This window comes from Methylomonas sp. (assembly GCF_023228165.1).
Classification (GTDB): domain Bacteria; phylum Pseudomonadota; class Gammaproteobacteria; order Methylococcales; family Methylomonadaceae; genus Methylomonas.
In genome coordinates, this window is the sequence record NZ_JALOBS010000005.1 from 94077 (window position 1) to 118099 (window position 24023).

The window sequence follows — 24023 nt, forward strand, 5'->3', positions numbered from 1 at the left end:
TAACTCACTTTTCGCTGGAGAAATATTTGAAAAAATCGGAGTTCGGCTTTAACACCAACGTATCCTGGGTATTTTCAAATGACGCTTGATAGGCCTGCAAGCTACGATGGAAGGCATAAAACTCAGGGTTTTTTCCATAGCTTTTCGCATAAATTTCGGCGGATTCCGCATCGCCGCGACCCCGAACATTTTCTGCTTCGCGCTGGGCATTGGCTACGATGACATGTCTTTGCTTATCGGCTTCCGCACTGATCAATTCCGCGCTTTCAGCGCCTTGCGATCTAAACTCTCTGGCTACCCGTTCGCGTTCCGCTCGCATACGTTGAAATACCGAGCTACTGACTTCCGGCGGTAAATCGATGCGTTTAATGCGAATATCGATCAGCTCAATGCCAAATTTTTTAGCCGTGGGCGACAATTTCTCCAACAAAGTATCGCGCAGTTCGCTACGGTCTTCCGAGATCAACTGTTTGATGTTACGTATGCCGAATTCGCTACGCATGGCATCTTTCATGATCTGATCGAGGCGCAGATTGGCTTGAAACTCATCGCCGCCGACCGTGGTGTAAAAAAGACCCACATCACCGATTCGCCACTTGACGAACGAGTCAACAATAACGTTCTTCTTTTCGGAGGTAAGAAAACGCTCGGATTTAGCATCCAAGGTCAGCACGCGCGCATCAAACATACTGACATTATTGATGAAGGGGGTCTTAAAATGGAGTCCGGGCTTTAAATCAGTGGTAACGATTTCTCCCAGACGAAATAAAATGGCTCTCTCATGTTCATTAACATGAAAAACCGACATGGCGGCCAATCCCAAAAACGCCAGACTGACCGGAAAAATGACTTGTGCTTTGTTCATTATCTGCTCCTGCTTGGACGCAATTCATTGGACGCTGAATTACGCGCGTGGTTTTTAACCGCATTATGGTGCTCAACGTTCAATTCAGGTTCGTTGGCTGCGGCACCGGAAGGCGCCTGAGGAGCCGACATCTGTTGTAACGGCATGTAAAGCGCGGGCGGTTGATCAGTATCGACCACGATCTTGTTGGTCGAGCTGTACAATTTTTCCTTAGCTTCCAAATACAAACGTTTACGGGTAATAGCAGGGTTTTTCTCGTATTCAACCAGCAATTGATCGAAGCGTTCGGTCTCACCCTTTGCTTTCGCCACTTTTTCAGCCGAATACCCTTCCGCTTCCTGTAGAATACGGGCTGCCGCACCACGCGCTTTAGGGATAATTTCGTTGCTGTAAGCTTCAGCTTCGTTGATCAGACGCTGTTTGTCTTCTCTGGCGCGAATCGCATCTTCGAAAGCGCCCTGCACTTCTTCCGGTGGCTGGGCGTCTTGCAAATTGACGCTGGCTACAATAACGCCGCCCTTGTACTCATCCATGGCCTGCTGGATATCGGTTTTGATTTCCGCCACGATTTGGCTGCGGCCTTCGGTTAGCACATAGTCCATATTGTTTCTGCCGATCACACCCCGCAACACGCTTTCCGTCAACTGTTTCAGGGTATGTTCGTTATTTTTGACATTGAACAGATAATCCCTGGCACTGTTGATTTGATATTGCACCGCCAAACGAACCGCGATGATGTTTTCGTCGCTGGTCAACATTAAAGATTCTTGTGGAATCACGGAAGACTTGCTGACTCTAGCCGAATCGCTATAGCCCACTTCTATAAATCGCTGTTGTTCGACATTCACCACGCTGACCGATTCAATCGGTAACGGAATATGCCAGTGAGGGCCCGGCATGGTAGTTTCGGTATAAGCGCCAAAACGAGTGACCACACCACGATTACCCTGATCGATAATATAAATACCGCTGATCAGCCAGCCCAAAACCAAAGAACCGCCCAGCACACTCGCGACTTTTGACAGGGAAAACATATTTTCATGTGCGTGGTAAAAATCCACGGTCTTATCGGAAATGGCTTTCCATTGTTTTTCAAACTCCATTTTCCAATCCGGCGGCGGCGTTTGTTTATCGGTGTTGTGGTTTTCTGAAGACATAGTCACTCCTCTCGTTACGTAGATAGCCTAACCTCGGCATTCGTTGTTATTTTTAGCAAATACTGGCTGATTTAGATACATTATTTCTTGATTCGAAACAAAAATGAGGTATTTCCTGATTCGAAACAAAAATACAGAGTGTTTTAAGTATCTTTTGGTTCCAAAAACAGCATAAGGTCAAACCCAAATTGTTGTTTTAATTTTTGCAAAGCTTCGTTTTGAATTTGTCTGACGCGTTCCCGAGTCACTTGTAACTGATCCGCAACGGCCTGCAAAGTCATTTCGGTATGATTTTTTAAGCCGAACCGCATCGCTAAAATGACGGCCTGTTTTTCGGGTAAGGTGGCCACAGCCCTATCCATATAACTCGCCAGATCGTTATCGATCAGGTCTTCCAACGGCAAACTAAATTGCTGCTGCTGCATTTTTTCCATTATGGACATACCATCGTCTTCTTCATTGGTGCTTGCATCCTGCATGTAAGTCGATTGATAGTAACTGCTGATGGTCTTGATTTCTTGTTCGGATAAATCGCAGCTGGCTTTCAATTCGGCAAATGTGGGCCACCGCTCGTGTTGCAAATAAGTGGTACGCATTACTTCAAATAGGGGAGAGGATTTCTCAGCCAGTGCAACCGGCAACGGCACCGCTTTTTCTTGCTTGACGATCAATCTTGAAATCGCTTGCCGGACCCAATAAATGGCATAGGTTGAAAAACAATTGCCCCGCTCGGGGTCAAAGCGGTCGACCGCTTTGATCAATCCCACCATGCCTTCCTGCATCAAGTCGTCAAAACTTAAGGAAACGGTTCTATATTTATGCGCCACAAACGCCACCAAGCCGGTATTACTGGCAATCATTTCCTGGCGCAGTCGTTTAAGCTGGTATCTTAGCTCGCGCAAACGGACCTTATAATCAGGCGCCAATTCGCTCAGCAACCCTAGATTATTTTCGACAAACCCACTCGTTTCAAGCAGATAAATCGCTAGAAAATGCAATTCCCGCAAAAGCCCGTAGGCAGCCGCTGAAATCTCAACCCGTTCACTCGGCATATGACTTAAAACTTGTACAAGCCTATAATCCTGTACAACATTGTATCTGTTAACCGGCCTAACCTCGCTCAAAACGCTATCGAAAAACGCCTCTTGATTGGCAAACTCAGCTACAAACCGGCGTAAGGAGTCCTTGTAGTTGTCGTTGTTCTTAACCAGCAATATGTCCGAATATTCGGTGCCTTTATGTAAGTCCAACAGCAACTGCCTGACGATAAAACCAGCCACCTGATTGTTTTCCAACAAGAAATCAAGCAACTGCTGACGCGCTTTTTCGACACGGCAAGCCAGAATCACGGGTTCGGACTCGCTAGCAAGACGACCGACCGATTGGGTAACTACTTCGGGGAGTGCTGACATTGGTTTTTACCGGATTAAATATTAGGTTGGAATCGAAGATACAATGCTGTAGAATTTTTGTCAAACTTATTTTAGTACAAAACATAAACAAATGTATTCAATTAAAGCAATCACATCCTTAACCGGCCTGACAGCGGAAACTTTGAGAGCCTGGGAGCGTCGCTATGATTGCATTACCCCAAAACGCAACGAGAATGGCCGCCGGTCCTATTCCCAAATGGATTTGGAAAAACTCAAGTTGTTAGTTAATTTGACTCGAAACGGCCACGGCATCAGTAAAATTGCTAACCTGACCTGCGAGCAATTGCGCCATTATCAGAACCAATCACCTGAACAAAACGACCAACAGCAAACGATTTTGTTCAATCAGTTGGTGGATGCCTTGCAAAATTACCGTATCGAACGCTGCGAGCAATTGTTGAAACGCGCGCAACTGGCCTACGAACCTCTGGACTATGCCAGAGACGTTTTATTACCCGCATTGCATTTAATCGGCCAACTCTGGCACGAAGAGAAAATCAATATTGCCCAGGAACACATGTTTTGTAATTGTGTAAAACGCATCGTGCTGACCATGGTGAATAATCTGCATCATCCCTCCAAGCAGAACCCTTCCATGTTATTCGCCACGCCCAGCGGCGAACCCCACGAATTCGGAATATTGCTAGGTTGCCTGGTGGCGGCGGCCCAACAATACACTTGCTACTACGTAGGCCCGGATCTTCCCAGCCTGGATATTATCGATGCCAGCCAGCATCTAAAACCGTCCGTTATAGTACTGGGCGTGGTTAAAAATCCGCCGGAAAAACAAACCCTGTTACAACTCGACCAATTGGTCGGTTTTGCCGAAACCGGCGCAACCAAACTTTGGCTGGCCGGCGCTGGTGCCGAATACTGGTTCAATTTACATCAATCACCGCCAGCGGGATGCGAGTGGATTGCCAACATCGACCAATTCCACGCCAAAGCCCAGCAACATCACTTTTTTAGATAAGGCTAATTTTAGCCGTCTTGACATTCGCAACCGGCCAATCCAGACTCGGGCACCATAACTACTAAAAAAGAGGTGTGCTATGAGACGTTTTGTCATGTTTTCGTTATTGAGTGTTTTGAGCTTGCACAACCCTTCAGCCCTAGCGGCAGGCAATTATCAATTTGAACCCGGCGATACGGTATTGACCAATTGCCACCAAATCTACACCAAGGGTACGGTTAAGGCCCAGGTCGACGATGGCTACACCATACATTTTCCGAAAAAAAGCGGCCCCATTAACTGCCCGCCTTTCCGTTGGCATGCCGAATATGTATTGCCTTATCAATCCGTACCGGAATACCGCCTGCAATTTTTTGGCGGTTTAAAGGCGGACAAAGTGTTTCGCGTCGGAGAAACCGTCACGCTGCGCTTCGACGCCGATAAGCGCATCATCCAAAACAAGGATACGGTGGATATTGAGGCCGAAATTACCGACATTAGCGACAACGGCGCCGTTGCATTGAAACTGCTCAGCACCGATCCGGAATCAGCCGCCATGTTTTGGAAATGGGTAGGCAGTAATTACGTGGACTTACGCCATGAGGCCCTGGCGGCGGAACGGAATAAACGCTAGGAAGTGGGAGGCCTGGCTGTGCAGTCGGGCCTTAAAGAATGGCGTATTGATGCGGGTGACCGAAATACCGGCTAATTTTATGACGGCCAAAATTCAAAATCACAAAATTGAGACATACATACGCCAGGGCCTGCTGGGTTTGATTTCGAACCCCTTTGACCCGATGGGCTTGTCACACACATCAACAGCATCCGGCAAGCACATCCCCATTAACCGCCTTTGCGACGCGACACTTCGTCTGGTTCGGCTATTTATTGGTACACGGCGACAGCTGGATAGCCGACGACTCGTACTGCGTTAAGCTAGCTTTGTCCAACATAAGCTTGGCAAACCATTGCGATTGAGTCTTGTCGCGCTGCCTGATTTCAGAGGTTATGCCACGGGCGGCCAGTTGGGTTTTAAATAAAACCGCCCTCGCTTTATCGTTAAAAACACCTAAGGAAAACGCGCCTTTTTTATCCCCCTCTTGAATCATCCAAATATCGAGCAGGCCTTTGTCTTTTAAGAAAAACTTGTCGCTGCGGGATTGTTCGGACGTTTTAGCGGCCGGGTAATAGACTTGAAAATCGCTGCCGGTAATTTTGTCTCTTGCCAGGATTTGTTTACTGCTCAAGGCTTTTTGCGCCAACCATTGTTGGGCGTTCGCTTCGTCCTGAAAAGGACCGGCTTCAAAACACTTGCGGACGATAAGCGGTTGAATCGGTTGCAGCGGTTTTTCGGGTTGAATTTCTTTAACCACGGGGCGAGGCTTAAGCGGTTGTTCAGTTTTTTTAGCCGGCAAATACCCTACCGGGCCCCGCAGACCGGCCAACATATACTCGACGTCAGCCAGCTGCCAGCGTCTGATATCCTCTTCTACCAGTGTAGAAATTCGGGAACCGCGCAGTGCCCGCCTATATTCTTCGACGGTTAACAGGTTAACGCCAGACTGCGTTTCCCGCGCAACCACCGGACTCAGTTTTCCCGAATGAAATTGCCACAGAAAAAAACCCAGATTCAATACACAGAGCAGAAAAAACAGCGGCTTCACAAGTTCGGTTCTCCCCGGCAAAAAATCGACAAGCCTTTTAACACCAAGTCCTGATCGAGCAAATACGGCATGGTTAATGAAGGGGCTACGTCGGCAGCGTCGCCACCGGTCAACAGCAAGCGATAGCCGACATCCAGTTTATCCAGCGCACTCACTATCAGCCCGGTTACGGCTAAGAAGACCCCATTGGCAATAGCGGCATCCGTCGCCGTACCCAACTCGTTACGATAATGACGATTGGTAAAAGTCAAATCGGCGGTATTGGACACCAGGGCTTGCTTCATCAGGGTTAACCCTGGACAGATCAAGCCGCCCAAATGTCTGCCGTCGGCCTGTAACGCGTCAACCGTCACGGCGGTTCCGCAATCTACCACACACACATTCCCGGGAAAAAAATTATGGGCCGCTATCATCGCCAACCAGCGATCGATGCCGAGTTTTTCCGGTTGCTCATAAGCATTATGCACTCCAAAAGCCGAACGGGACGATTGCGGGGTCACCAACCGGCTTTGCGGCCATAATTTTCGACTCAGCTGGATAAGACAATCGCACATCTGTTTATTGGAAACCGAGCCGATGGCCACGTTCCGCGGCACGCTAATTCCCAGCCAAGCCTGCTGAAGATGGGTTAAAAAATCAGGCTGGCGATAATCGCACGCGTGGCTAAGATACATGCGGCCTTGATTTTCAAGCCCCCATTTAAGACGGGTATTACCGATGTCCAACAATAAATTCATATCGATCTGAAACCGACTTCGCCCGAGGCAAAGGCTCGCAACCGGCCTTGTTCATCTTCCAGCAACAACAAGCCCTGATCGTCAATGCCGCGCACAATTCCGGTACATGTCTGCTCGCCAATATAGATATTGACCGCTCTGCCCTGCATGCAATCAAAATTTCGCCAGTCGTCGATAAAACCCTGTAGAGTCCGTTCTTCAAAATCGGCAATTACCGGCAGCATTTCACTCAACAGCAAGGCCACCAGTCGGTTACGCTGCTGTGTAATGCCATCACCCAAAATGTACCGCAAGTCTACCCAGGCTTGTTCGATAGCTTCGGCTTGCTGTTCCGGCAAGTATAAGTTCAAACCCAAACCTATCACGGCATGGCAAGGCCCGCTGCTTTCCCCCGACACTTCGATCAGAATGCCGGCCAGCTTACGTTCGCGCCAATAAATGTCGTTAGGCCATTTCAAACCCACCTCTTGCACGCCGGCCCGAGATAGCGCCCGCACCACGGCAACACCCAGCGCCAAGCTCAAACCGGCAATGGCGCCAGGCCCGTTGTGATAGCGCCAGAGTATGGATAAATAAATATTGTGCCCAAACGGCGAAACCCAGGCCCGGCCTCGGCGGCCTTTACCGGCGGTTTGGTATTCCGCCAGACACACTCTGCCGGTCGATTGGCTGCGCTGGGCAAGTTCTAGCAAATAGCCGTTGGTAGAGGCAATGGCGGGATAAATCTCCAGTTCAGAAATCAGGGCTTTTGCACGTGACTCAAGCTGATCATGAATATGCTGCCTATCCAGTAACTGCATAGGCCGCTGCAATTTATAGCCTTTACCGCTCACCCCCACCAGCTCTATCCCCAAGTCATCCAGGGCATGCAAATGTTTCCAGACGGCCGAGCGGCTGACATCCAACACCCTAGCCAGTTCGGTGCCCGAGTGAAACCGGCCGTCGGCCAGCAAACTCAGCAACTGGACCAGTTGATCGGAAATCGACATAATGAAATTAACACCCGCCCGAATAGTGATGGAGAATGCTAGGCGTTTTTGTCACGTAACTGCTGCATTTGTTTTTTAATCACATGCTTGATCAGCAACTCTCTATCTTCTTCTTTCATATTCACGTATTCGACACAAATCGCATAGGGATGTTCGGCATTGTCTTGGGAAATATCCTTGCACTGGGCAACCCGGCCGTAAGCGACGATCACGGCTAAACAGGAGGTCAGCACCATGCGCAGCTCCAGTAAAGTATCGACGGGAATCGCAATGCAGTTGGTAAACGCCACCCCGGCGGCACTCAAACTGACTTCGCGTTTATCCTGCTCCGAAAAATCCTCCTGCCGAGGCGTCAAGGATTGCACGACTAAATTGATCTTATTATCCAGAATTTTCAAATACTCGAACATTTCCGGATCGCGCCTGTCCAATCTAGGAGCCAAGGCCGCCGCCTCCTGATTCAACACTTCCAGCGCGGCACTAAGGCTGCAAGTGCTTAAAACATCGAAGGACACATGACTAAGTTGTTTAACTTGCATCTCGTTGACAACTTTATACAGCAGACTAATGGTATCGCTAACCCGGAAATAGCGTCTTTTCTCTTCAAATTCCTCTGCCATATTTACAGTCCTAACAGGTAGTTGTCCGCGCCAATTTTAGCCGATGGCAGTCTAAAACTGACAAAATTTACCGCATTAATCCGGAACCACCACATCGTGGCTGCGCATCAGCGCATTGACATCGGCTCGAGGAATACTTCGCACCGGCAAAATCAGATCATCCGTCAGCAAGCCTCTGTCTGCTAACGACTCCGCTTCCACAAACACATCACTTATTTCGTAAAGCTCTAAAGCTGTAAAAATAGCGGCGGTATTTTTTAAAGCCATTCCGTGCGGATTTTGCCCGGTTTTCAATTGAAACACGCCATCATCCAAAAACAACACCGATACAGCTTGATCGAACGCGGCCGTGGTCAGCATTTGGTCCAATGCTTCCTGCACATGACTGGTTAGATGCGGCAGATGACGCATGACAAACAAATATTTTTTCATGCCGGCTTACCCGAACACCAGACATCGATCGGCCTTCAGGGTCGCCTCTAGCCACTGACCCAAGCCGGCAATTCGAAATCCATCGGCCAGTTGATTGTCCGCCGCCCCTTGGCGGCGCGCTTCATCGTCGCACAACAAACCGCGCCGCTGGGCAGCAGAAATACAGACGACCAAATCGATATGCCGTTCGACGGCAAGCCTCGACCAGCTCGCGGTTAAATTTATTTCATCATCGGGCGGCAAAACGTAGCGAAACGCATGCTGAATGCCCTCCCGATAAAAAAATACCTGCAAAATTTGGTGCCCGTCTTGCAGAGCGGCCTGAATAAACCGGTGCGCGATTAAACCGGCATTGGATGCATAAAGACCGGCATTGACTTGAATAGCATATTTCATGACTTTATGAGGTATTTAAACTAAATCACTTATAATCGATCGTATTGATATCAGCATAACATGCCGGCTTAAATTTCCCGGTTACTCCTTTAGCACACAATCATATCGACTCCGGCATTATCCTACTTATCATGAAATTATCCGCGCTAACAGCAGCCATGGTTTTGAGTTTGCTCCCCACGGTACCTAACGCAATTGAAATTGAAAAAATCCAGTTGCCGGACATGGGCGATTCGTCCGGCGCGCTGATTTCGCCTATCGAGGAACAAGAGTTCGGCGCTTATTTTTTCCGCAACCTGCATTCGCAAGCGGAAATCAGCCAGGATCTGGAGGTACAACAATATATCCAAAGCATAGGCCTGCAACTGGCCTCGCATAGCGACAATCCCTCCACGCCATTTCATTTCTTCGTGGTAATGGACCCCAACATTAATGCTTTCGCCGGTCCTGGCGGCTATATCGGCGTTAACTCGGGCTTGATATTACTCACCGAAGCCGAAAGCGAACTGGCCTCGGTCATGGCTCACGAGATCGGCCACGTCACGCAACGCCATCTGTACCGACAAATCGAAACCGCCAGTAAAATGTCTATCCCCACCGTAGCGGCCACCTTGGCGGCGATATTGATCGGCACCCAATCGCCAAGCATGGGTCAGGCCGCCTTAATGGCCGTACAAGCCGGCAGCGTGCAATTTCAGATTAATTTTACCCGTGATAACGAGAAAGAAGCCGACCGGGTCGGCATGCAAACCTTGGCCGAATCCAGTTTCGACCCGCGCAGCATGCCGACATTCTTCGAGCGTTTGCAACAATCCACCCGTTACTACGGCAAAGGCGTTCCGGAGTTTTTAAGGACTCACCCGGTTTCCGAAAGCCGGATTGCCGACACCCGCGGCCGGGCGGAAACCTATCCATACCGGCAAGTTCCTGATTCGATGGGCTATTTGCTTACCAAAGCCAAATTATATGCACTCACCATGCATGACAAAAATGCTGCTCTCAAACATTTTTCCACCCTGGAACAACAAGGCACCAGCGAACAACGCGCCGTGGCACGCTACGGCATCGGCTTAGTTGACTTACAAAACTTACGCTATCAAGCCGCCAGCGAAATATTTCAGCAACTAGCGGCCCAATACCCCAATCAACCCCAATATATCGCCGCCCTGGCCCGCACCGCCGTGGAGAACCACGAATACGAAAAGGCCAATCAGCTTTACGCTAAGGCCATGCAAAATTTTCCCAGCAATGACGCCATTAAAATCGAGTATACCCGCGCCCTGTTGAAAAACGCCAAACCCGAACAGGCCAAACTGGTATTGCTGAGCCTGTCGGACAACCAAAAAGAACGGCCGTTTTACTACCAGACCCTGGCCGAAATCTATGCCGACCTAAACCAACCGGCGGAATCGCACCGCTATATGGCCGAACATTATTTTGCCGGCGGCCAAACAGAAGATGCCATTCTGCAAATACGCTTGGCGAAGCAGGAAAAAAACATCAATTACCAAATGCAGGCCATCCTGGATGAGCGTTTAAATTTTTTCCTCAGCGAATGGGAAGAGATGAAAAAGAAACGCGATTAAATATTAGAGAATAACGATATTTACAAGCTTTTGTTTCAAAAAGTTAATTTCGCCCCGAAACTAATTACCGGAAAAAACATACCTTTTTGATGGACATCGCATTTTTTTTCACATAGACTCTACCCACCTTATAGGAGTGCACAAGGTCTAAAAAATATAGACCATGACTTTGAGGGGAGGGAAGCGGCCTGTAGCTAAGGCGCATAACAATAACAATAACAGTAACTGCTTGACTACACTGCCATTGCTGGCAGACGTCCAACATAATAATAGCAATAATAAGGACGAGCCCGCTTTACGCGGGCTTTTTATTGCCCGCCGCCGATAAACTGATTGCCCCTGCACAAGCTTGACGAGTGGCTTCCATGGTCCTTTTTCAATTATAATAGCCACTTACGACTATTAGCTGTTTAATCTAGTCTGTTTGATTTATCCATCCATTCCCAAAAAAGGTTCAAAAATGGCACGTGTTACCGTTGAAGATTGTTTAGAAAATGTAGAAAACCGTTTCAAACTGGTTTTATTGGCCGGCAAGCGGGCCAGACAACTGGAAAAAGGTGCAGACGAATTTTTGCCGCGCGGGAAAGATAAAGACACCGTATTGGCGTTACGCGAGATTGCGGCCGGCTTCGTCTCCGAAGAAAATATAGACCGTTTGCATCGTGGCGGCAATGTGTCCGACACCCACCTGGAAATTGGCTGATAGTGCGAATGACCGAGATAGCCGCCCCCACAACCCCGCTGCAACTAGAGCATCCTGAAGAGAAATTGCTCCACCAGCTCTGCGAGATTTTATACGGCTATCTCGACCAACAAAATATCAGCAACATCGTCCGCGCCTATCACTTCAGCGCGGCGGCCCACTCCGGGCAATTCCGCAAAAGCGGCGAAGCCTATATTTGCCACCCCGTCTCCGTGGCCATCACACTGGCCAGCATGCACATGGATGCCCACGGCATCATGGCGGCCATCCTGCATGACGTCATAGAAGACACCCCGATCAGCAAAGAACAACTCGCCGCGGAATTCGGCCAGGAAGTCGCCGAGTTGGTCGACGGTGTCACCAAACTGTCCAAAATCGATAGCCGCTCGCGTGCCGAAGCACAGGCGGAAAACGTTCGGAAAATGTTTTTGGCCATGGCCCAGGATCTGCGGGTCATCGTGGTCAAACTTGCCGATCGCCTGCACAACATGCAGACCATGGGCAACATGCCTATGGATAAAAAGCGCCGTATCGCCAAGGAAACCCTGGAAATCTACGCTCCCATCGCCAACCGGCTGGGCATGAACGATATTCGCCACCAACTGGAATCTTTGGGCTTCAAGGCGCTTTACCCTAATCGGTACTCCGCCATCAGCAATGCGGTCAAAAAGTCCCGAGGCAACCGCAAGGAAATCGTCGACACCATCCAAAGCTCGATCCAAAATCGCTTACTGGAAACCGATATCGATGCCAAAGTAACCGGACGGGAAAAAAACATAGCCAGCATTTATCAAAAAATGCTGCATAAGAAAATCTCCTTTACCGATGTATTCGATGTCTATGCCTTTCGTATTTATTGCCACGAGGTTGACGATTGCTACCGGGCGCTGGGTTGCGTGCATAACCTGTTTAAACCGATACCCGGCCGATTCAAGGATTACATTGCCCTACCCAAGGCTAACGGCTACCAGTCCTTGCATACCATTTTGATCGGCCCCTACGGCGTGCCCATCGAAATCCAGATCCGTACCCACGAAATGCACCGTCTGTCCGAGTCCGGCATCGCCGCGCACTGGCTGTATAAATCCGATAACGAGAAAAGCGAGACCATACAGGCACGCGCCAATGAATGGCTGCGCGATTTATTGGAAATTCAAAAATCCGCCGGCGATTCGTTGGAATTTATCGACAACCTGAAAGTGGATCTTTTCCCTCAGGAAGTCTACGTGTTCACCCCCAAGGGCAAGATCATCAAATTGCCGCGCGGCGCGACCATCGTCGACTTTGCATATATGGTACATACCGATGTCGGCAACGCCTGCATTTCGGCGCGTATCGACAAAAAACTGGTACCGTTGCAATCCAAACTGGAAAACGGCATGACCGTGGAAGTGATTACCGCCAGCTGGGCCCGGCCCAATCCGCTTTGGCTCAATTACGTGGCCACCGCCAAAGCCCGTAGCTGCATCCGCGCCTACCTGAAAAATTTCAACCAGCAGGAAGCCATCAACCTGGGTCGACGTCTACTGGAAAAAGAACTCAACAGCCTGAATATTCAGCTCGACCAGATCGACGATGCCCAAATCGTGCAAGTCCTGCACGCCATGAAAAAACATTCGCTGAACGATTTATTGGAAGATATCGGCCTCGGCAATCGCATGCCGTTTCTGGTCGCCAAACACATCAACCAGATCGACAATAATCATGGCGTCAAACTGGACGATAACGAACAACACCACAAATCACCTTTAGTGATCAAAGGTACCGAAGGCATGGTGGTCAGCTTGGCAAAATGCTGTCGGCCGATTCCCGGAGACTCCATCATCGGTTTTTTCAATCCCGGCAAGGGGATTGTGGTACATCACCACGAATGCCGTAACAGTAACGAAGTCAGAAAAAAGCAAACCACCTGGCTGGATGTGGAATGGAGTCCGGACGCCAGCGGCGAATTTCCGGCCGAAATCCGTATCGAGCTCTTAAACCAACGCGGCTCGTTGGCCACCATCGCCTCGACGATTTCGTTCATGGATTCGAACATCGAAAATATTAATGTGGTCAGCCAGGACGACCGGGTATCGGTGGACTTGCTGACGCTGGCCGTCCGCGACCGCGTCCATTTGGCCAACATCATTCGCAAGCTGAAAAAATTATCCATTGTGTTAAAAATTACCCGTATCAAAGCATGAGCCTGAAAAAAACCATTATCTCCACCCCGCTGGCGCCGCAAGCCATCGGCACATACTCGCAAGCCATCAAAGTCGACAACACGGTGTATTTGTCCGGCCAGATCGCCCTGGACCCCGCTACCATGGAAGTGGTTGATGGTGATATCAGCGTTCAAATTCGCCGGGTGTTCGATAATCTGCGCGCCGTCGCCCAAGCCGCGGGCGGTGATTTTTGCAATATTGTCAAACTGAACGTGTTTTTGACGGATTTGAGCAACTTTCCTATCGTCAACGAAATCATGGCGGAATATTTTGTCGAACCCTACCCTGCCCGTGCGGCCGTGGGCGTGGCGGCTTTACCCAAAGACGTGGGCGTGGAAATGGACGCCGTGATGGTCGTTGAAGAACCTTACTATTAATTCGCTGCGCCGACACGGCGCAAACGCCGTCTGATATGTCTCGGCAAGAACCGCAACAATTGCCTGTCACCCGCCTGACAGGTATCGGTTCTCAATCCGCCGCCCGGCTGCAAAAACTGGGCATCCAAACCCTGCAAGACCTGCTGTTTCACCTGCCGCAGCGTTATCAGGACAGAACCCGTACTTACCCGATTGCCAGCCTGACCCCCGGCATGACCGCCCTGGTTTGCGGCAGAGTGGAATATATCGACACTCCACAACGCGGCCGCAACAGCGTGATTTGCCGTATCAGCGACGCTAGCGGCCTGCTGTCGTTACGGTTTTTTCATTTTTCGATACAACAAATTCAGCAGCTCAGGCCCGGCACGCAGCTCAGTTGTTTCGGCGAAATTCGCATGGGTTTTAATGGCCTGGAAATGGTTCACCCGGAATACCGCACCCTGCATGCCGGCGACGAGCCCACCGAAACCGGCCTGACGCCTGTTTATCCCCTGACCGAAGGCCTGACCCAGTCAACCTTGCGTAAAGCCATCAAACAGGCTTTAGAACTTTGTTTAAGTAACACCGACACCCTGACGGATTGGTTACCGGCAGCCGTCCGGCAACAATATGGCTATCCCGATCTGGCCGAAGCCTTGCTCACTTTGCACAGTCCGCCCCCTACCTTGTCGGCGGAACGCTTGGCCCAAGGCGAGCTGCCAGCCTTAAAACGCCTGGCCTTCGAGGAATTTTTGGCCCATCATCTGGCACTGTTACTAGGCAAACAACACTATAAAACCTGGCAAGCGCCGGTGTTTATCGGCGACATTTCGACCAAAACGCGTTTTTTAGCCGAACTCCCCTTCCAGCTTACCGGCGCACAACAACGGGTGATTAGCGAAATCGAAGCCGATTGCAGCACCCCCCATCCAATGCTGCGTCTGGTGCAAGGCGATGTCGGCTCCGGCAAAACTCTGGTCGCGGCGATTGCGGCACTAAGCGCGCTATCTTCCGGCTTTCAGGTGGCCTTGATGGCGCCGACCGAATTATTAGCCGAGCAGCACTTTCGTAATTTCAAGCGCTGGTTTGCCCACACCGATACCCAGGTTTTATATTTAAGCGGGCAAATCAAAGGCAAAGTTCGTTCGACCACGCTAGAGGCTTTGGCGGACGGTAGCGCAGGCCTGGTTATTGGCACGCACGCGCTGTTTCAAGACAGCGTCAACTTTCAAAACCTGGGCTTGGTGATAATAGACGAACAACACCGCTTCGGGGTACAGCAACGCCTGGCATTACGCGCCAAAGGCCAGAATGCCGACCGGGTACCGCATCAACTGGTGATGACAGCCACCCCAATTCCGCGCACCCTGGCCATGCTGCAATATTCCGATCTGGATATTTCCGTGATCGACGAACTGCCGCCCGGCCGTAAACCGGTCACCACCAGCGTAATTCCCTCCGAACGCCGTGCCGAAGTAATTGCGCGCATCGATCATTGGGTCGCGCAAAAGCGCCAAGTCTATTGGGTCTGCACCTTGATTGATGAGTCGGAGCAACTGCAATGCGAAGCTGCCGAAAATACCGCAGTTTATCTACAACAAGCCTTACCGGGTGTGCACATCGGCCTGGTACACGGGCGCATGAAAGCCAGCGATAAAGACGCCGTGATGCAGGCTTTTAAGCAAGGCGATTGCGATTTACTGGTGGCGACTACCGTGATTGAAGTCGGTGTCGATGTTCCCAACGCCGGCCTGATGATCATCGAAAACCCGGAACGTTTAGGCTTGTCGCAACTGCATCAATTACGCGGCCGGGTGGGACGCGGCAGCCTGGCGAGCTACTGTTTGCTGCTGTATCAATCTCCGCTATCGGAAACCGGCAAACAGCGCCTGGGCATTTTACGAGAAAGCAACGACGGCTTCGTCATTGCCGAAAAAGACCTGGAACTGCGCGGTCCCGGCGAAGTCATCGGCAACCGCCAGACCGGACAAATTCAGTTCAAAATCGCCGATCTCAGCCGCGATCGCGAACTACTGGACAGAGTGCAAACAGCCGCGCAACTGATTTGCCGGCAACACCCGGAAACGATAAAACCCTTGGTACAACGCTGGACAGGCGGCTCGTTACAAGACCTGGACGAACTGTTTCACACCGTCTACAGCCCCTAGAAAACGCGGGGTTTTTGTCGTATGACAGCAATAGTGAAAAACTCCGGATTTTGTGCCGCTAATATTGAAAAATTTCGCGCTCCTCATTCTGACAGAGCAAGTTCGGCCAAAAGTAGTCGATGGAGAGGTTCCTAATGAATGAACGGTTGACACCCTATACCTGTCATTGATAAATGTCATACATCGAATATTTCTGCTTTATCTCTTCGATGCAAGCAATGCAGCTAGCTCGGGTGGAAGCTGCAACGGAAGCGCATTGGTGATAATGGCTTCCCAGAGTCGATAGACACGGCTAGTATTCGTTAGTGGAATTATTCCACCTTTAACTGTTTTATCTAGGGCTTTGGCCTGAAAGTATGCCCTTGCGACAGCTTCAAGCGGAAAATGCTCGCGTTTCAAGCTCGTCTTGTTATATCCCCCAAGCTGGTCTCGCAAGGATTTTTCTACTGCTTTTGCATTGTTTAGTTCCGCCACTGCATCTTTGTCTGCGTGGTGAAGCAGTAACCACATCTCAAAACAAGGCTTGCTTAAAGCAACGGATATGCCTTTTTCTTTGGCTTCTTTGATGATTCGCCTAAATTCTTTTATATGAGGGCCATTAACGTAATGGTCGGTGTCTAACAGCATCCAGCGTTCGTCTTCCTCTTCATGTTCGATACCCTCTAGGCGTTCTAGAACATCAATAGCGTGGCATCTGTTCTCATCTAAAGGTGTTTCAACCACATGGACTTGCACCCGTGCGATCCGGAAAAAATCGAAATATTGCTTAGGTGCATAGGAGTCATCGCTGGCGACAATAAACAACCTGTCGTCGCGCAAAGTGCCGACATCTCTGTTTAACGGCCTAGGCTTCAGGTCTTTGATTAAACTCATTGAGACAAATTTTCAATTTCCAGCAATGCGTTCAAATCGCCCAAAAATGGAATGGCACCATATCGACCTTGCAGGTAACGCTTACGAATATCTTGGTCTGTTCGAACATTAAAATCAGCCAAGGAATAAAGATGGCTGGCTCCGGCTTGGTCTTTTTCCGCAAACCATATTTCATCGCGACGCAGTAGTTCCAAATCCAGCAAATTCGATTCGTGTGTGGTGATGATGATTTGATGCCTGCCACCTTGGCAGGATTTTAGAAAAAATTCCAAAAATTGCTTTGCCAAAATAGGGTGCATGCTACGGTCAATTTCATCGATAAAAAATACCGCATTGCCTGTTTGCAAGAAGTGTAATGCTGGCAGGAGATTTAATAGACGACGAGTGCCATCGGATTCCTCGCTCAAATCCAATGGAATTACCTTGCCTAGTTCGTGCTCATGAGCCGCTTGAATGCTTAATCTATAAAAATGGTTTTCCTCGCTACGCTCGATCAAAAGCTCATTGCCTTGTTCAAGGCTAATGACGGCGGTACCATCCTTATCTTCAACTATATCTTCCAATAATTTGGAAACGAACTTTTTTGGCAACAGGTTACGTAGCTCTTCTTCGCTGATTTCGGTTTTTTGCGGTTGTAAATGTGTTATCCCGGTAGATGCTGATCTAAGAAAATCTCCGGCAAATGTTAAGAACGTTGAATCACTTGCTAATAAATGTCCAAGCGAACCGAAAGAGGAATCCGGTCCGATGAATGTCAAATTGTCATCGAACCAGTTAATGACATTCGTTAACTCATCGTCATAATCTGCGCTATCCAGTGTTGCCTGAATGGTTGCTAGGAACGATTGGTTTTGTAGTCCGCCGACTGTAAACAGGGCACCTAGCTTACCCTTCTTGAATTTTGTCTTACCGGGTTCAACACGTACATTGCCTTGTTCATCAATTATTCGTTCATACAGACTTTTTTGTTTAGAGCCTACCACTTCGTACAACCATTCTTCAATAATTTTATAGTCGTCTATTTTTGCTCCATAGCGGTACAGTTTACTATCAACAATAAATTGAAGATCGAATACGGAAGGTTCGTCCGCTTCTGGTCCAAAGCGGAATTTTTCGCGCTCCATGCCGCTGTTTTTTTTTCTTGGCTTGAGAACGATCGTTTTGAGATAGCGTAGCGCTTTAAAAAGGTTGGATTTCCCAGCGCCATTTGCGCCGTATAGAACAGCTGTTTTAAGTACTTTTTCTTTGGTACCAGGAATAGAACACGCATGATCTTCATGGCTGCCGCTAAGACGATTGCTGGCAACCAGCGACAAGGTCTGTTCCGAGGAAAAAGAACGGAAATTGGAAACAGAAAACGAGACAATCATGTGCTTATGTGTGATTTTTTCACAGAATAGAAGTTTTTTATGGTGAAATATAAGGCGATATTAACATAGATTATGTGATATTTCCGCGCTATCAGTATAGGTACGTATTGCATACATTCGGTTTATAGCGTGTGCAATCTGATCGCTCCTGGAACGATATGCGGGTTCGTTATATCTTGCGAGCATCCACTGTTGGCAATAATCAGATGATCGATAAAATACTTTGAATGGCAGAAACGGGGCGACAACGATCAGCACGGTAGGATGCGGTGAGGTACGAACCGCATCGTTCGCGTTATTCTCCAGCCGCTACCTTCGATAAATCGATGTCATCGCCCCAATTTTCAGGATATATACCATGTTTCACATAACCATGAAAACTTGAATGGGGCCAATCTTTAACTGATTTAACCCAGCCATGCTTGACCGGGTTCCAATGAATGTAATCGACATGCTGCCGATAATCGGTTTCATCGCGAATAAGATGTTCCCAAAACCGTCGCTGCCATAAGCCCCTTTCACCTCGCTTTTCTCGGCTTTGGGAAATTCTCTCATTTTTTGCGATGTGTCGCGAAAAATAGGCTTTGATTAATCCCCAGCGAGTAGAAAAGTCGGAATCACCATCGGGTAACGTTAAAACACAATGTAAATGTTCTGGCAATACGACAATCGCATCGATTTCATAGGGATGATTAGCACGGTAGGATGTGCTGAGGTAGGAACCGCATCGTTCGGGTTATTCTCCAGTCGCTACCTTCGATAAATCGATGTCATCGCCCCAATTTTCAGGATACACACCACGCTTTACATAACCATGAAAACTTGAATAGGGCCAATCTTTAACAGTTCTAACCCAGCCATGCCTGATCGGGTTCCAATGAATGTATTCGATATGCTGCCGATAATCGGTTTCATCCCTAATAAGGTGTTCCCAAAATCGCCGCTGCCACTTGTGCCTTTTGGGTATAAGCCTCTTTTACCCCGTTTTTCTCGACTTTGGGAAATTCTCTCACCTTTTGCTATATGGCGGGAAAAATAGGCTTTGATTAATCCCCAGCGGGTAGAAAAGTCGGAATCACCATCGGGTAACGTTAAAACACAATGTAAATGTTCTGGCAATACCACAATCGCATCGATTTCATAGGGATGATGAGCTTGCACATGGGCAAATGCCATCCGCAACAGATCAATCCGATCCGTTAATAGTCGATTGCCATGGCGTTCGACCAAATTAACGCTAAAAAACCATGTGGCTCCAGGAAATTGAAAACGGCGATATTCAATCATCGTTTTGGTTTATGTAGATAATTTGCCCGCTTTACAGGAAGACTTGACTATCATGTTGGCACAGTTGCAAACATGCCTGCCATTCCGGCTCTAAGAACCAATACCAATCGGGTTTTTCGTTATTTGTGTCATCCGACAGCGTTCCAGCTGAAAAGCTAAAGGTTTTTCAGCACGTCCACACCTTTATCGATTTGTGCCTTGATAATGTCCGCCTCCAATTGCAGGGCTTTTTTCATTTCCTCGTCCCGGCATGCCTCCAACATTTTTTTAATTTTGTTCTGTTTGGTTTTCAGCTTTTTGATCACGCCTTTAATCTGCTCCGATTTTTTCTTCTTTGCCTTTGCATCGGAATTGAAAAAAGCTTGTAACCGAGACAACAATTCAATTTTATTCATGATCAATTGCCTGTTTGGGTTTAATAACTTCCTGCATTTCATGATCGGTCAAGGCGAACTCCTTCTCTGCCTTGACCGAATCTGCTGCGTGGTTAATGAATACAGTTTCCGCCATCCGAAGCAAATTACTTTGTATATCATAGACGTAGGAATTATCGTTTAGCAACGAGGTACCCGCCTCGGCGCTGATTTTGTGTTCACGAATCAGGCTTTCTATAATTTCGATGGCGGCTTGACGTTGCTCCTTGATTCGCCCCTTAAGCGCATCCAGCGACAACAACGGCAACTCGTTTACCACATCCGTATCTTTGATTTTCTGCAACTCCCGAATCACCATCGCTATCTGATAACGGATACGGTCATACTCGTCGGTCTGATAGCGGTTATAGGAGCGATTGTGTTTTAGCAGATTTTTCTGCAAATGCTTCATCCCTTTTACCGCTTCCACCAACTTTAAATTGGCCTGACGCAGCCAGTGCAGCCGTCCCGACTGCTTCATTTCCCAGGTAAAGCGCGCCTGACTGACAAATTCGATAATCGCGCTATACAGGCCTTTGATATTGCGGTCATAAGCATCATCGATATCGTAATCGCCAATAAGCCTATATCGGCTGATCACGACGTTCAGATCCTGCCCGGAATAAACATCACGCCTATGCAGACCCATGGCCTTCAAAATGATATGCGTAGCGTTCTCGTATAAATGCATGGTTTCCTGCTGCACCGACTCAACCGCCGTATCGGGATACTGCAAGGCCGAGGTAGTCAGGAAACGCGGTAAATCGACACTGGCTGTTTTTTCCTGCATCACCTTTTCCAGCAACCTCGCCATTAATCCGGAGACGGGTAACATGATGATGACACCGGCAAAGTTAAATACGCTATGAAACATCGCCAGCTTCAAGGTGTAATCATCCTGGGCAATACCGACGTGGCGGCAAAGAAACTCAACCACCCAACTAAATTGCTGCAAAAATACAATTGCCAGCAAACCGGTAAATACATTGAATAATACATGGGCCCCGGCCAGACGTTTACCCTTGATATTGGCGCCGAACGCACCCAAAACCGCGGTAATCGTGGTGCCGACATTCGAGCCGATGGCCAGCGCCAAGGCATTGTCATAGCTGATTTGCTGACTCGCCAACGCGGTAATAATCAAGACCATGGTGGCCCCGCTGGCCTGAATGATCACGGTCACCACCATCCCCACCAACACATAGATCAACAAACCGCGCATACCGGTCATCGCGTACTGACTAAGGTCGATATTGCCCTTGAAAGCGTCAAAACCGTCTTTCATGTACTGAATGCCTAGAAACAAAAAACCCAGGCCCAGCAGGATATGCCCGACACCCTGATAACTCTTTTGTTTAGTCAGCTGCAATAAAACACCAAAAACCAACAACGGCATGGCATAGCCGGCAATATTCACCTTGAGACCGAAGCCCGCCACCAGCCAAGCGCCAGTAGTGGTGCCAATGTTGGCGCCAAAAATAATACCTATGCCGGCAGCCAAATCCAGCAAACCGGCACTGATGAACGAGATAACCAGCACCGATAATAAGGAACTGGACTGCATCAAGGTGGTGGTGGCAATGCCGAACAACAAGCGCTTAGGCATATTATCGGTGGCATTACGCAGTATGCGTTCCAAGATGCCGCCGGTAAAAAACTTAAAACCCTGTTGCAAGGACAGCATGCCGAACAGAAATATCGAGATGCCTGCGACAATGGTTTTGAAATCCGCGCTGAGCCAAAAACCCAGCGCCAACAAGCCAAGCAGCAAAAAAAACAGGCTGTGTTTAATCGTGTTATCCATTCTGTATCCCCAATGTTATTGCGACTTCCTTGTCATGCATGGTCGAGCCAATGCCTCTATCGCTACGGCAATTCTAACAATGTTTAGGGGACGAGCAGGAATTTGCACCGGTTCCGGTCATCGGAGCCATTGGCACGGCTATCCGTACAGTCGCTGGTATTGATCCGGTAAATCATCAAGTAGACTTTACCGTTGGCCACCACCGGCGGAATCATTCTGGACATTTTGCCCAGTCCGCCGTTGTGTTCGTCTCCGGTCCGGATCAGGCGTTTCATGCGGTTGCTCGATTCGATGGCGGTGGCATCGCAAGATCAGGTAGGAATGTGCGAATTCCATCACGGCCAGGGGGCAATAAGCTTCCTCACCTCCCCAAGACCGGATAGTTGGAAGCGATATTTTCTTGTGTTACAACCAAATTTGTCTTGCAATACCAGGCAGACCATACATGACCCTTATTTTTCTTAAAGGCAGTAGAGCAAAACAAATATCAAATGTAAGGCCTAACCCCTTCGCGCACGAAATAGGGTCGATTGACTCCTGTTTTGTCGCCCCCACGCGGACGCGCGGTTTGAAACCACAAATATTAAATGGAGATTTAAATGATTTGCGGCAAAAAGAAGGTTAAATCCTTCAGTTAAAAATTTAGAGTAAAAATATAAAGCAATATACTAATACTATCTGATTACGGTTGATTTTAAGATTTAAAAATATCTGCTTTAGTGGGTCAGGCAAATTTGCGACATAAAAACAGCGCAATTAATCGGGTTATTAGGGTGCTAGAATTAAATACTAGATTTAAGTTATTTTTTATACTACTTTTGAGCTTGACTTTAAATATCATTTTGAATATAAAAAGTCTACGCGAGAACTACGCCTCCTGTCTCGCTAGCCAGCCAGTCCTCTTTCTCACAACATGGATATTGCAATGAAACCAATATCGGTCAAAAAAGAAAGCCAGTACGTTTTTAACCACTGTGCTAAGTATTTAGCAAGAGACAATAGCGATATTCGGCACAACTTTGGACAATTTACCGATAACGATCCTGCGGCGAGAATTTGCGAGTCGTGGCGTTTTCCGATTATAGACAGCTACAGCGATGGCATTGATTTTGAAACAAGCTACGCTTTCAACACTGTCACGTTTATTTATCCGGATTTTGACCGGTCGGTTGAGAACGTAGCGGTAATCGGTAGCTTCGCTAACCTTTATGAACCGATGTCTTTGACTCGTGTCGAAAACAGCTGTTATTTTGCGTTGTCATTGCTTATTCCGAAAGGCCAGGTGCATACTTATCAATTCCTGGTGGACGGAGTATTAAAGCTAGATCCAATCAACCCTCAAACCGTAACATTGGATAACGGAAAAACCTGGTCTCGGTTTTTTACCGAATTTTGTACCGTGCCCTTATCTTTCGAGCGTTGGGAGATGGTACTACTCGATCGCTTGACTGATCATATTTTGCCTTTTCATACCGAATCAGGCGAAAATTTTCTCGATCGTTATTACGAAAATCTGGACAGAGCGGCGAAAAACGCGCAGTTTGCCCATGCTTACCGGCTCGACCAATCGGTCGGCGTGGTCAATTTTATCGATAAACTATTAGCGCGTTCGGAAAGGCATTTTTTGGATGATTATCATACCTGCCTCGACTTGACTAACAGCATTTTAAGAGGGCGTAGTGTCGCCGAAATTGCGGCTATGCCGAAAGCAATGTTTGTCGATATCTACGCTGAGATGGCTTCAGGTTCAGTCAATGGCTGGGACTATACACGGTATTCTAATCCTAGGTTTTTCTTACAGCTCTTACGCCGCCACACGTTTACCGGTGCCTTTGCCCATCCTAAATACGGCGGCAACAGTGCCGCATCCGCTTGGGCGTTTCTGGAAGAACGCTACAAGTCAAAGGTAACGGGTGAAACTTTATTCGATTGGGGGCGGGTCATTGAAAAACCGTTAGGTTTCGCCCCTAACTATCACGGTTAATTCAGTTTTCAAATCAATAACCCCGGA

General features: G+C 48.4%; 24 protein-coding genes. 8 read left to right on the forward strand and 16 right to left on the reverse strand.

The window, feature by feature from the left end:
- Positions 1-4: 4 nt before the first annotated feature.
- The 3 genes from hflC to M0R33_RS05325 form a co-directional block, all read right to left on the reverse strand.
- Complete coding sequence (gene hflC, locus M0R33_RS05315) at positions 5-865, reverse strand: protease modulator HflC (protein ID WP_292566110.1); 861 nt, start codon at positions 863-865, stop codon at positions 5-7.
- Positions 865-2022 (reverse strand): FtsH protease activity modulator HflK, encoded by a 1158-nt coding sequence (hflK, locus tag M0R33_RS05320; RefSeq protein WP_292566113.1) that lies wholly within the window; start codon positions 2020-2022, stop codon positions 865-867. Before hflK ends, hflC begins: the two co-directional genes overlap by 1 nt.
- 143 nt (positions 2023-2165) lie before the next feature.
- Positions 2166-3434 (reverse strand): sigma-70 family RNA polymerase sigma factor, encoded by a 1269-nt coding sequence (locus M0R33_RS05325; protein WP_292566115.1) that lies wholly within the window; start codon positions 3432-3434, stop codon positions 2166-2168.
- Between the two features lie 91 nt (positions 3435-3525).
- Between M0R33_RS05325 and M0R33_RS05330 the strand changes: the two genes are divergently transcribed.
- Both M0R33_RS05330 and M0R33_RS05335 read left to right on the forward strand, forming a co-directional pair.
- On the forward strand, positions 3526-4428 hold the full coding sequence (locus M0R33_RS05330; RefSeq protein ID WP_292566118.1) for a MerR family transcriptional regulator: 903 nt from the start codon (positions 3526-3528) through the stop codon (positions 4426-4428).
- A 79-nt stretch (positions 4429-4507) separates the two neighbouring features.
- Complete coding sequence (locus tag M0R33_RS05335; RefSeq protein WP_292566121.1) at positions 4508-5041, forward strand: hypothetical protein; 534 nt, start codon at positions 4508-4510, stop codon at positions 5039-5041.
- A gap of 247 nt (positions 5042-5288) precedes the next feature.
- Here M0R33_RS05335 and M0R33_RS05340 read toward each other — a convergent pair whose 3' ends face one another.
- From M0R33_RS05340 to tusD, 6 genes are all read right to left on the reverse strand, one after another.
- Positions 5289-6071, reverse strand: coding sequence for a hypothetical protein (locus M0R33_RS05340; RefSeq protein ID WP_292566124.1), 783 nt, complete (start codon positions 6069-6071; stop codon positions 5289-5291).
- Positions 6068-6808: a type III pantothenate kinase gene (locus M0R33_RS05345; protein ID WP_292566127.1), complete on the reverse strand. Its 741-nt coding sequence runs from the start codon at positions 6806-6808 to the stop codon at positions 6068-6070. Before M0R33_RS05345 ends, M0R33_RS05340 begins: the two co-directional genes overlap by 4 nt.
- Positions 6805-7797, reverse strand: coding sequence for a bifunctional biotin--[acetyl-CoA-carboxylase] ligase/biotin operon repressor BirA (birA, locus tag M0R33_RS05350; RefSeq protein ID WP_292566130.1), 993 nt, complete (start codon positions 7795-7797; stop codon positions 6805-6807). Before birA ends, M0R33_RS05345 begins: the two co-directional genes overlap by 4 nt.
- A 38-nt stretch (positions 7798-7835) precedes the next feature.
- Positions 7836-8417 (reverse strand): PilZ domain-containing protein, encoded by a 582-nt coding sequence (locus M0R33_RS05355; RefSeq protein WP_292566131.1) that lies wholly within the window; start codon positions 8415-8417, stop codon positions 7836-7838.
- A gap of 75 nt (positions 8418-8492) precedes the next feature.
- Positions 8493-8849 (reverse strand): sulfurtransferase complex subunit TusC, encoded by a 357-nt coding sequence (gene tusC / locus M0R33_RS05360; RefSeq protein ID WP_292566136.1) that lies wholly within the window; start codon positions 8847-8849, stop codon positions 8493-8495.
- Positions 8850-8855: 6 nt separating this feature from the next.
- Positions 8856-9245, reverse strand: a complete 390-nt coding sequence (gene tusD / locus M0R33_RS05365; protein WP_292566139.1) for a sulfurtransferase complex subunit TusD — start codon at positions 9243-9245, stop codon at positions 8856-8858.
- A 131-nt stretch (positions 9246-9376) separates the two neighbouring features.
- Between tusD and M0R33_RS05370 the strand changes: the two genes are divergently transcribed.
- The 5 genes from M0R33_RS05370 to recG all read left to right on the forward strand — a co-directional run bounded on the left by M0R33_RS05370 (position 9377) and on the right by recG (position 16265).
- Positions 9377-10831, forward strand: coding sequence for a M48 family metalloprotease (locus M0R33_RS05370; protein ID WP_292566142.1), 1455 nt, complete (start codon positions 9377-9379; stop codon positions 10829-10831).
- Between the two features lie 460 nt (positions 10832-11291).
- A complete protein-coding gene (gene rpoZ / locus M0R33_RS05375) occupies positions 11292-11534 on the forward strand; it encodes a DNA-directed RNA polymerase subunit omega (protein WP_292566145.1) in 243 nt (80 codons plus the stop codon).
- Between the two features lie 8 nt (positions 11535-11542).
- Positions 11543-13720 (forward strand): bifunctional (p)ppGpp synthetase/guanosine-3',5'-bis(diphosphate) 3'-pyrophosphohydrolase, encoded by a 2178-nt coding sequence (locus M0R33_RS05380; RefSeq protein WP_292566150.1) that lies wholly within the window; start codon positions 11543-11545, stop codon positions 13718-13720.
- A 2-nt stretch (positions 13721-13722) separates the two neighbouring features.
- Positions 13723-14118, forward strand: coding sequence for a RidA family protein (locus M0R33_RS05385; RefSeq protein WP_292566310.1), 396 nt, complete (start codon positions 13723-13725; stop codon positions 14116-14118).
- A gap of 35 nt (positions 14119-14153) precedes the next feature.
- Positions 14154-16265 carry an ATP-dependent DNA helicase RecG gene (gene recG, locus M0R33_RS05390; protein WP_292566153.1) on the forward strand — a complete coding sequence of 704 codons (2112 nt, stop codon included), beginning with the start codon at positions 14154-14156 and terminating at the stop codon, positions 16263-16265.
- Positions 16266-16463: 198 nt separating this feature from the next.
- Here recG and M0R33_RS05395 read toward each other — a convergent pair whose 3' ends face one another.
- From M0R33_RS05395 to M0R33_RS05425, 7 genes are all read right to left on the reverse strand, one after another.
- Positions 16464-17138 carry an RloB family protein gene (locus M0R33_RS05395; protein ID WP_292566156.1) on the reverse strand — a complete coding sequence of 225 codons (675 nt, stop codon included), beginning with the start codon at positions 17136-17138 and terminating at the stop codon, positions 16464-16466.
- Positions 17135-18508, reverse strand: coding sequence for an ATP-binding protein (locus tag M0R33_RS05400; protein WP_292566159.1), 1374 nt, complete (start codon positions 18506-18508; stop codon positions 17135-17137). The genes M0R33_RS05395 and M0R33_RS05400 overlap by 4 nt, the downstream gene beginning before the upstream one ends.
- A gap of 295 nt (positions 18509-18803) precedes the next feature.
- On the reverse strand, positions 18804-19169 hold the full coding sequence (locus M0R33_RS05405; protein WP_366043131.1) for a transposase: 366 nt from the start codon (positions 19167-19169) through the stop codon (positions 18804-18806).
- 143 nt (positions 19170-19312) lie between these two features.
- Positions 19313-19795 (reverse strand): hypothetical protein, encoded by a 483-nt coding sequence (locus M0R33_RS05410; RefSeq protein WP_366043133.1) that lies wholly within the window; start codon positions 19793-19795, stop codon positions 19313-19315.
- Between the two features lie 155 nt (positions 19796-19950).
- On the reverse strand, positions 19951-20190 hold the full coding sequence (locus M0R33_RS05415) for a hypothetical protein (RefSeq protein ID WP_292566161.1): 240 nt from the start codon (positions 20188-20190) through the stop codon (positions 19951-19953).
- Positions 20183-22012 (reverse strand): Na/Pi symporter, encoded by a 1830-nt coding sequence (locus M0R33_RS05420; RefSeq protein WP_292566164.1) that lies wholly within the window; start codon positions 22010-22012, stop codon positions 20183-20185. Before M0R33_RS05420 ends, M0R33_RS05415 begins: the two co-directional genes overlap by 8 nt.
- 83 nt (positions 22013-22095) lie before the next feature.
- A complete protein-coding gene (locus M0R33_RS05425) occupies positions 22096-22287 on the reverse strand; it encodes a hypothetical protein (RefSeq protein ID WP_292566167.1) in 192 nt (63 codons plus the stop codon).
- A 638-nt stretch (positions 22288-22925) separates the two neighbouring features.
- Here M0R33_RS05425 and M0R33_RS05430 point away from each other — a divergent pair.
- Positions 22926-23996 carry a gluconate 2-dehydrogenase subunit 3 family protein gene (locus M0R33_RS05430; protein WP_292566169.1) on the forward strand — a complete coding sequence of 357 codons (1071 nt, stop codon included), beginning with the start codon at positions 22926-22928 and terminating at the stop codon, positions 23994-23996.
- The last annotated feature ends 27 nt before the right edge of the window (positions 23997-24023 follow it).

Bases quoted from the DNA above. Each gene is read 5' to 3' on its own strand.
- hflC (WP_292566110.1), bottom strand. From the start codon at position 865: ATGAACAAAGCACAAGTCATTTTTCCGGTCAGTCTGGCGTTTTTGGGA.
- hflK (WP_292566113.1), bottom strand. From the start codon at position 2,022: ATGTCTTCAGAAAACCACAACACCGATAAACAAACGCCGCCGCCGGAT.
- M0R33_RS05325 (WP_292566115.1), bottom strand. From the start codon at position 3,434: ATGTCAGCACTCCCCGAAGTAGTTACCCAATCGGTCGGTCGTCTTGCT.
- M0R33_RS05330 (WP_292566118.1), top strand. From the start codon at position 3,526: ATGTATTCAATTAAAGCAATCACATCCTTAACCGGCCTGACAGCGGAA.
- M0R33_RS05335 (WP_292566121.1), top strand. From the start codon at position 4,508: ATGAGACGTTTTGTCATGTTTTCGTTATTGAGTGTTTTGAGCTTGCAC.
- M0R33_RS05345 (WP_292566127.1), bottom strand. From the start codon at position 6,808: ATGAATTTATTGTTGGACATCGGTAATACCCGTCTTAAATGGGGGCTT.
- birA (WP_292566130.1), bottom strand. From the start codon at position 7,797: ATGTCGATTTCCGATCAACTGGTCCAGTTGCTGAGTTTGCTGGCCGAC.
- M0R33_RS05355 (WP_292566131.1), bottom strand. From the start codon at position 8,417: ATGGCAGAGGAATTTGAAGAGAAAAGACGCTATTTCCGGGTTAGCGAT.
- tusC (WP_292566136.1), bottom strand. From the start codon at position 8,849: ATGAAAAAATATTTGTTTGTCATGCGTCATCTGCCGCATCTAACCAGT.
- tusD (WP_292566139.1), bottom strand. From the start codon at position 9,245: ATGAAATATGCTATTCAAGTCAATGCCGGTCTTTATGCATCCAATGCC.
- M0R33_RS05370 (WP_292566142.1), top strand. From the start codon at position 9,377: ATGAAATTATCCGCGCTAACAGCAGCCATGGTTTTGAGTTTGCTCCCC.
- rpoZ (WP_292566145.1), top strand. From the start codon at position 11,292: ATGGCACGTGTTACCGTTGAAGATTGTTTAGAAAATGTAGAAAACCGT.
- M0R33_RS05380 (WP_292566150.1), top strand. From the start codon at position 11,543: ATGACCGAGATAGCCGCCCCCACAACCCCGCTGCAACTAGAGCATCCT.
- recG (WP_292566153.1), top strand. From the start codon at position 14,154: ATGTCTCGGCAAGAACCGCAACAATTGCCTGTCACCCGCCTGACAGGT.
- M0R33_RS05395 (WP_292566156.1), bottom strand. From the start codon at position 17,138: ATGAGTTTAATCAAAGACCTGAAGCCTAGGCCGTTAAACAGAGATGTC.
- M0R33_RS05400 (WP_292566159.1), bottom strand. From the start codon at position 18,508: ATGATTGTCTCGTTTTCTGTTTCCAATTTCCGTTCTTTTTCCTCGGAA.
- M0R33_RS05410 (WP_366043133.1), bottom strand. From the start codon at position 19,795: ATGATTGAATATCGCCGTTTTCAATTTCCTGGAGCCACATGGTTTTTT.
- M0R33_RS05415 (WP_292566161.1), bottom strand. From the start codon at position 20,190: ATGAATAAAATTGAATTGTTGTCTCGGTTACAAGCTTTTTTCAATTCC.
- M0R33_RS05420 (WP_292566164.1), bottom strand. From the start codon at position 22,012: ATGGATAACACGATTAAACACAGCCTGTTTTTTTTGCTGCTTGGCTTG.
- M0R33_RS05425 (WP_292566167.1), bottom strand. From the start codon at position 22,287: ATGAAACGCCTGATCCGGACCGGAGACGAACACAACGGCGGACTGGGC.
- M0R33_RS05430 (WP_292566169.1), top strand. From the start codon at position 22,926: ATGGATATTGCAATGAAACCAATATCGGTCAAAAAAGAAAGCCAGTAC.